7 protein-coding genes are annotated in these 7,237 nt (G+C 72.6%); 5 read left to right on the top strand and 2 right to left on the bottom strand.

Features of this window, described 5'->3' with window-relative positions:
• Window positions 1-282 (bottom strand): Gfo/Idh/MocA family protein (locus ACFFNX_RS36625; protein WP_378210573.1); only part of this gene is annotated, 282 nt, incomplete at its 3' end.
• A 196-nt stretch (window positions 283-478) separates the two neighbouring features.
• Between ACFFNX_RS36625 and ACFFNX_RS36620 the strand changes: the two genes are divergently transcribed.
• Window positions 479-1,807 (top strand): aspartate aminotransferase family protein, encoded by a 1,329-nt coding sequence (locus ACFFNX_RS36620; protein WP_378210571.1) that lies wholly within the window; start codon window positions 479-481, stop codon window positions 1,805-1,807.
• A gap of 95 nt (window positions 1,808-1,902) precedes the next feature.
• A complete protein-coding gene (locus ACFFNX_RS36615) occupies window positions 1,903-3,189 on the top strand; it encodes an SGNH/GDSL hydrolase family protein (RefSeq protein WP_378210570.1) in 1,287 nt (428 codons plus the stop codon).
• Between the two features lie 3 nt (window positions 3,190-3,192).
• Here the strand turns inward: ACFFNX_RS36615 and ACFFNX_RS36610 are convergent, their stop codons facing one another.
• Window positions 3,193-4,032 carry an alpha/beta fold hydrolase gene (locus ACFFNX_RS36610; protein WP_378210569.1) on the bottom strand — a complete coding sequence of 280 codons (840 nt, stop codon included), beginning with the start codon at window positions 4,030-4,032 and terminating at the stop codon, window positions 3,193-3,195.
• 204 nt (window positions 4,033-4,236) lie between these two features.
• Here ACFFNX_RS36610 and ACFFNX_RS36605 point away from each other — a divergent pair, with 204 nt between their 5' ends.
• The 3 genes from ACFFNX_RS36605 to ACFFNX_RS36595 all read left to right on the top strand — a co-directional run.
• On the top strand, window positions 4,237-5,169 hold the full coding sequence (locus ACFFNX_RS36605) for a 2-hydroxyacid dehydrogenase (RefSeq protein WP_378210568.1): 933 nt from the start codon (window positions 4,237-4,239) through the stop codon (window positions 5,167-5,169).
• 78 nt (window positions 5,170-5,247) lie between these two features.
• Window positions 5,248-6,045: an SAM-dependent methyltransferase gene (locus ACFFNX_RS36600; protein ID WP_378210576.1), complete on the top strand. Its 798-nt coding sequence runs from the start codon at window positions 5,248-5,250 to the stop codon at window positions 6,043-6,045.
• Between the two features lie 40 nt (window positions 6,046-6,085).
• The coding region (locus tag ACFFNX_RS36595) for an NAD(P)-binding domain-containing protein (RefSeq protein ID WP_378210567.1) at window positions 6,086-7,237 on the top strand (1,152 nt) is incomplete at its 3' end.

The following is a 7,237-nucleotide window of genomic DNA, read 5'->3' as shown; positions in this document are numbered from 1 at the left end:
CCGGCCGTCCTCGACGACGGCCACCGCGATCGGAGCGTGGGTGTGGTTGGGCGTGCAGACGACGACCGCGTCGGCCTCGGGGCTCGCGAGCGCCTCGTCCAGGTCGGTCCACCAGGGAACGCCGCCGTTCGCACGCGCGGCCGTGGCCGCGCGGCCCGCGTCGACGTCGACGATGCCGACGAGGCGCGACCGCGGGTCGGCGTGGATCGCCGCGGTGTGCTGTTCGGCGATGAAGCCCACGCCCACGACCAGCACGCCGATCGACGCGGAATGATGTTCCATGTGAAGCGATCCTGAAGCGACCCGGCGCGGGCTGTCAAGGGGGGTGCCGGAGGATGAGGACGAGGTCACACGCTGGGCGAACCCTTGACATGGAATGACTTTCCATGAAGTCTGCGGATGGAACACGGCCGCGGCCAGGTGCCCGCCGCGACGGTGGCCACGCACGTGCCGGGCACCTCGACTTGGGGGCCTGTCCATGACACCCGCGGACCTCACCGGCGACACCTCGACCGGCGCCAAGCTGCTCACCGCCGCCCGGGACGTGATCCCCGGCGGCGTCAACTCGGCGACACGTCTGGTCGGCGCGCCGTACGTCCTCACCGATGCCGCCGGCGCGTACGTGACCGACGCCGACGGCCGCCGCTACCTCGACTACCACGCCGCGTTCGGCGCGATCCTGCTCGGGCACAACGCCCCCGAGGTGAACGACGCCGTACGCCGGGCCGTCGGCGGCATCGACCTCGTCGGCTGGGGCGTGACCGAGCCGGAGATCGAGCTGGCGCGGCTGGTGGTGGAGACGATCCCGTCCGCCGAGCAGATGATCTCCGCGATGAGCGGCAGCGAGGCGGTCGCGCAGGCCGTCCGGCTGGCCCGCGCCGTCACCGACCGGCCGCTGATCCTGAAGTTCCAGGGCGGCTTCCACGGCTGGCAGGACGCGGTCGCGCGCAACGTCATCTCCGCGCCCGGCCGGGCGTACGGGCGCGACCCACTCTCGCGCGGCATCCTCGAGGACGCGATCGACGCGACCGTCATCGCCGAGTTCAACGACCTGGACTCCGTGCGCGAGCTGTACGAGCGGTACCCCGAGCGCATCGCGGCGGTGATCCTGGAGCCGATCCCGCACAACGTGGGCGCGCTCATGCCGGAGACCGCCTTCCTCCAGGGGCTCCGGACGATCACCGCCGAGCAGGGGTCGCTGCTCATCTTCGACGAGGTCATCACCGGGTTCCGGCACGCGCTGGGCGGCTACCAGCAGATCTGCGGCGTCCGTCCCGACCTGACCACGTTCGGCAAGGCGATGGGCAACGGTTATCCGATCGCCGGGCTGGCCGGGCCGCGCACCCTCATGGAACGGTTCAGCTCCGCGGGCGGCGACGTGCTGCTGGCCGGCACGTTCAACGGCAACGCGGTGTCCTCGGCGGCCGGCATCGCCACCATCACGTACCTGCGCGACCACCCGGACTTCTACGAGCGCACGCACGCGCTCGGCGACCGGATGCGCACGGGGCTGGGCGCGATCGCGTCGGAGCTCGGCGTCCCCGCGGTGCCGGCCGGCTTCGGCGGCGTCTTCGCCCTCTACTTCACCGAGGGCCCGATCCGCGGCTACCGCGACCTGCTGCGCGACAACGACGAGGCGTACGTGGCCTTCCACCGCCGCATGACCGACCGCGGCTTCTTGATGCTGCCGCTGGCGCTCAAGCGGAACCACATCTCCGCCGCCCACACGGAGGAGGACGTCGACCGCACACTGGAGGCCGCCCGCGAGGTGCTGCGAGGCATCCGCGACGACGGCCTGCTGGGCTGAGCGGCCGATAGCGGTCACCTGGTCCGTATTGTCCTGCCGGGACTGATCAACACATACTTCGCACCGCTCCATAACGAAGAGTCAAGGCGGGTAGCGTGCGCAGTCCTCTCTCAGTCTCCCGGCACTCCCACCGCGCGATCGCGCTGGCGGCCGTCCCCGTGCTCATCGGCGTCGCGGCCACCTCCGCCGGTACCGCGTCGGCGGGCACCGAGGCGGCTCGTCCGAGTCAGGCCGGCGGGTGGGTGACGACCTGGAGCGGCTCGGCCATGTCACCCACGCCGCTGGCGTCGTCGGTGCAGTCCCTGGACGACCAGACGGTGCGCGACATCGTCTACACGAGCGCGGGCGGGGACGCCGTGCGGATCAGGGTCACCAACGCGTTCGGCGACGCGCCGCTGACCGTCCGCTCGGCGACCGTCGCCCGCCAGTTGCGCGGCGCGGACCTCGATCCGGCCACGACGCACCGGCTGACGTTCGGCGGCGGACCGTCCGTCGTGGTGCCGAAGGGCGGGTCGGTGCTCAGCGACCCGATCCGGATGCCGGTGCCGGCGCTGAGCTCGCTCGCCGTCAGCCTGTACGCGCCGGGGTCGGTCGCGCAGGCCACGTATCACCAGTACTCCCAGACGACGAACTACCTCGCGAGCGGCGACCATGCCGCCGACGCCGACGGTACGGCGTTCGCGACGACGGTGAGCACCTGGTTCCTGCTCGACGCCGTCCAGGTCCGCTCGCACGCTCGCGGCACGATCGTCGCGGTCGGCGACTCGATCACCGAGGTTCAGCAGCAGCGGGACGACAACAGCCGCTGGCCGAACTTCCTGGCCCGTTCGCTCGCCGCCCGGTACGGGACGAAGGCGCCGGCCGTGGCCAACGAGGGCATCTCCGGCAACCGAGTGCTGTCCCCCTCCTCCTGCTACGGCGCCGCGCTGGTCACCCGCCTGGACCGCGACGTGTTCAGCCAGCCCGGCGTACGCGACGCGGTTCTTCTCGAGGGCGTCAACGACCTGGGCTTCAGCCAGGAGCCGGACACCGGCTGCTTCACGCCGAACACCGACGTCACCCCGCAGGACCTCATCGGCGCGTACCAGCGGATCGCCGCCGCCGCGCACGCCCACGGCGTCCGGATCCTCATCGGCACGCTGACGCCGGCCGAGGGCTACTCGTACTGGAGCGCGACGGCGGAGGGCAAACGGCAGGCCGTCAACGCCTGGATCCGCGGGAACCACGTCTACGACGGCGTGATCGATTTCGACGCGTCGATGCGCTATCCCGGGCATCCCGAACTGCTCGACCCCCGGTACGACAGCGGTGACCACCTGCACCCGAACGCCGCCGGCCGGCAGGCGATGGCCGACGCCGTCGAACACGCCCTCGGGCGGTGACCCTCATCCCGGGAACGTCCGGGCGGCCGCCGTGAACCGGCCGGCGTCATCCAGCCAGGGATAGTGGCCCGCTCCCGGCTGAATGACGACCTCGGAACGGGGGAACAGCGCCGCGTATTCGACCACGGCCTTCGGCGGGGTGTTCAGGTCGGTCTCCCCGCCGAGCAGCAGCACCGGCCCGTCGAACGCGGCGAGCGCCGCGCGAGTCGCGGGCGGGGCGAAGGCACCCGCGGCGCCGAAGGCGGCCGCCACCTCCTCGTTTCGTTCGGCGTCCGCGGCCGCGCTGTGCGCCTGCGCCGCCGCGTCCCAGCGCCCGTAGAAGAAGGGGTCGATCGCCTTCCAGTCCTCGCCGGTGGGGTTGCCGGCCACGACTGCCTCCAGAGCCGAGAAGGCCGCGGTGAACCAGGGCTCGCCCTCGCGGAGCCGCGCGATCTCCAGCCGGTCCTCTCCGGTGACCTCGATGCCGACGGCCCGGGTGCTCGGAGTGATCAGCGCGAGCCCGCCGACGCGTTCGGGGAGCCGGGCCGCGTACAGCGCCGCGAGATTCGCTCCGGCACTGTGCGCGAGCAGATCCACCCGGTCGAGACCGAGGTGCTCGCGCAGCGCCTCGACGTCATCGACAAGCCGGTCGCAGCGGTAGGAGGCGGCATCCTCCGGTGTCGCGGACCGTCCGGTGCCCCGAAGGTCCACCATGATCAGCTGCCGATGCGCCGACAGGCCGCCGAGCTCGCCGAGGTAGGCCGAGCCGAGCATCGGGCCGCCCGGCAGGCAGACCAGCGGGCCACCCGCTCCGAACACGTGGTAGGCGAGATCGGTCCCATCATGTGCGGAGAAGGTAGGCATGGCCGAGATTCTGTCAGCGGCGTTCCTAGGCGGACAGCCCACCGGCGCGAACGAGCGGCAGCCCCGCCACGACGGTCGGCGCATGGCCTGCCAGGCGGCACGGCGCACTTCCGGCCCTCGTTCGTGCCGCTGATCGACGGCGGTGCGATCCTGGTCCCCGGCCCCGACGGTGATGCCCTTCGCACGGGCGGGCGGGAGAACGGCATGACGGAGACACCTCGTGCTCCCCGGGCGCTGGTCCCGTGGGCGCACGTCGCCGACCTGATGGGCGGCTGGCCGGACGACCTGCCGGTCGCGGTCTACGACGGCACCGGTGAGCCGCCCACGGACCTGTCCGCCGTGCGGTTCTACGTGCTGCCGTACGCCAGGCCCGGCGCCGCCGCCCTGCTGGCGCGGATGCCGGCGCTGGAGGCGGTGCAGAGCCTCAGCGCCGGAGTCGAGAACCTGCTTCCGCACCTTCCGGCCGGCGTGGTGCTGTGCAACGGGCGCGGCCTGCACGACGCGAGCGTCGCCGAGCACGCGCTGAGCCTGATCCTCGCCATGCGGCGCGACATCCCGCACTGGGTGCGCCGGCAGGACGACCATCGCTGGGCGCCGCACTTCACCCGCTCACTGGCCGGCTCCCGCGCCCTGCTCATCGGGTACGGATCGATCGGCGTCGCGATCGAGGCACGTCTGCTGCCGTTCGAGGTGGAGGTCGTACGGGTCGCGCGCCGGGCCCGCCCGGGCGTGCACGGCATCGGCGAACTGCCCGGCCTGCTCCCGGCCGCGGACCTCGTCATCCTCACCCTGCCACAGACCAGCACGACCACCGGGCTGCTCGGGGCCGAGCGGCTCGCCGCGCTGCCGGACGGCGCGCTGGTGGTCAACGTCGGCCGGGGCGGCACCATCGACACCGGCGCGCTGCTGGAGCAGACCGCGTCGGGCCGGCTGTACGCGGCGCTGGACGTGGTCGACCCGGAGCCGCTCCCGGCCGACCATCCCCTGTGGGCGGTCCCCAACGTGCTGATCACCCCGCACGTCGCGGGCGGTTCGGCGACGTTCTACCCGCGCGCCGAACGCCTGATCGCCGAGCAGCTGCGCCGCTTCGCCGAAGGCCGCCCACTGCTCAACCTGGTCGACCGGAACGGCACGTAGCCCGACGAACGGGTGCTCATCGGGCGCGTGGCCGCGTTAAACTCCTGAGCTGCGCTTCCGGACCGCGAAGGACCCGCCATCGCCGACCGCGAACCTCTCCCGAGAAGAATCAACGCCACCGCGCCGAACGATGCGCGGATGTATGACTATGCCCTCGGCGGCAAGGACAACTACTCCGCCGACCGGGTCGCCTCGGAGCGGGTCGTCGCCGCACTCCCCACCGCCATCAACGCGGTACGCGAGAACCGCCAGTTCATGCGGCGGGCCGTACGCCACATGCTCTCCCTCGGAATCCGGCAGTTCCTCGACCTCGGCTGCGGGCTGCCCGGGCGCGGCAATGTGCACGAGCTCGTGCACGAGAAGGACCCGGAGGCCACGGTCGTCTACATCGACAACGACCCGGTTCCCGTCACCCACTTCCAGGCGCTCCTGTCCAGCTCCACCACCGCGACGGCGATTCACGCGGACATCCGGCGCCCGGACGAGATCCTGTCCGACCCGGACGTCACGCGCCTGATCGATTTCAGCCGGCCCGTCGGGGTGCTGATGGTGGCCGTCCTGCACTACATCGTCGACGCGGACGATCCGGCCGGGATCGTGGCCGCGTTCAGCGAGCCCCTGGTCCCCGGCAGTCACCTGGCGATCTGCCACTTCACCTCGGAAGGATGGGGCCCGGAGGACCTGGACTTCCTGAACGGCCTGGCCGAGGGCGCCGGAGTGCCGGTGGTGCTGCGCGATCGAAAGCAGATCACGGCCCTGCTCGGCGGGCTCGACCTCATCGAGCCCGGGCTGGTCCTCCCTCCGCGGTGGCGGCCCGACCGGCCGGCTCGAGCCCCTTCGGGATGGCTGCTCGCCGGCATGAGCCGCAAGGGCTGAAGCGCGGGATGCCGCCCGGGGGCGACGGTGTTGTCGGGACGTGACGTCAAGCATCGTCTCTGCTCTCGAGCCCCGGCCCGCCGAAACGCAGGCCCGGCCGGTCGGCGTGGTCGTGATCGGCGCCGGGCAGGCCGGCCTCTCGGCCGCCCATCACCTGCGCCGCCGGGGCTTCGTCCCGGCGGCCGTCCCCCGTGGCGGCCGGAGCCTGGCGGAGAGCCGGGGATTCGTGGTCCTGGACGGCGAGACGGGTCCCGGCGGCGCGTGGCGGCACCGCTGGCGTTCGCTGCGGATGGCGACGGTGAACGGCATCTACGATCTGCCGGGAATGGCGCGGCCGGAGCCGGACCCGTGCGAGCCGAGCGCCGATGCGCTGCCGAGGTACTTCGCCGACTATGAGGCGAGGCAGGAGCTACCGGTGCTGAGGCCGGTCAGGGTCGGTGCCGTACGCCGGGCCGGCGACGACCCGCACGGCCGGCTGCTCGTGGAGACGAGCGCGGGGTCGTGGTCGGCCCGTGCGGTCGTCAACGCGACGGGGACGTGGACGAAGCCGTTCTGGCCGTACTATCCGGGGCGGTTCGAGTTCGCCGGGCGGCAGCTGCACGTGGCCGACTATGTGTCGGCCGAGGAGTTCACCGGCCGGCACGTGCTGGTGGTGGGCGGCGGTGTCTCGGCCGTGCAGCTGCTCGTCGAGATCTCCCAGGTCGCCACGACGACGTGGTTCACCCGGCGCGCGCCGGTCTGGATCGACGAGCCGTTCGACCGCCGGGAGTTCGGCCGCGCCGCCGTCGCACGCGTGCGGGAGCGGGTACGGCAGGGCCTGCCGCCGGGAAGCGTCGTGTCCGCGACCGGTCTGGTGTGGACGCCGGCGCTGCGTGCCGCCGCGGCCCGCGGTGAGCTGGAACGGCATCCGATGTTCACCCGCATCGAACGCACCGGGGTACGGCTCGCCGACGGCGGCTTCCAGCGGGCGGACGCGATCCTCTGGGCGACCGGCTTCCGGGCGGCGCTGGATCACCTCGCCCCGCTGGGGCTGCGCGGGCCTGGCGGCGGCATCGTCATGGACGGGACGGCGGTGGCCGCCGAGCCGCGCGTGCACCTGATCGGCTACGGACCGTCCGCCTCGACGGTCGGCGCCAACCGCGCCGGCCGCGACGCGGCGAACAGCCTGGCCGGGCTGCTGAGCGTCGGCAAC

Origin of the sequence: Actinoallomurus acaciae (genome assembly GCF_042429965.1) — a bacterium.
Classification (GTDB): domain Bacteria; phylum Actinomycetota; class Actinomycetes; order Streptosporangiales; family Streptosporangiaceae; genus Actinoallomurus; species Actinoallomurus acaciae.
Note: the sequence above shows the minus strand (reverse complement) of the source record. Positions and strands in the feature narration are given on the sequence as shown.

Excerpts from the sequence above, each read along its gene's own strand:
- ACFFNX_RS36610 (WP_378210569.1), bottom strand. The coding sequence starts at position 4,032 with ATGCCTACCTTCTCCGCACATGATGGGACCGATCTCGCCTACCACGTG.
- ACFFNX_RS36605 (WP_378210568.1), top strand. The coding sequence starts at position 4,237 with ATGACGGAGACACCTCGTGCTCCCCGGGCGCTGGTCCCGTGGGCGCAC.
- ACFFNX_RS36620 (WP_378210571.1), top strand. The coding sequence starts at position 479 with ATGACACCCGCGGACCTCACCGGCGACACCTCGACCGGCGCCAAGCTG.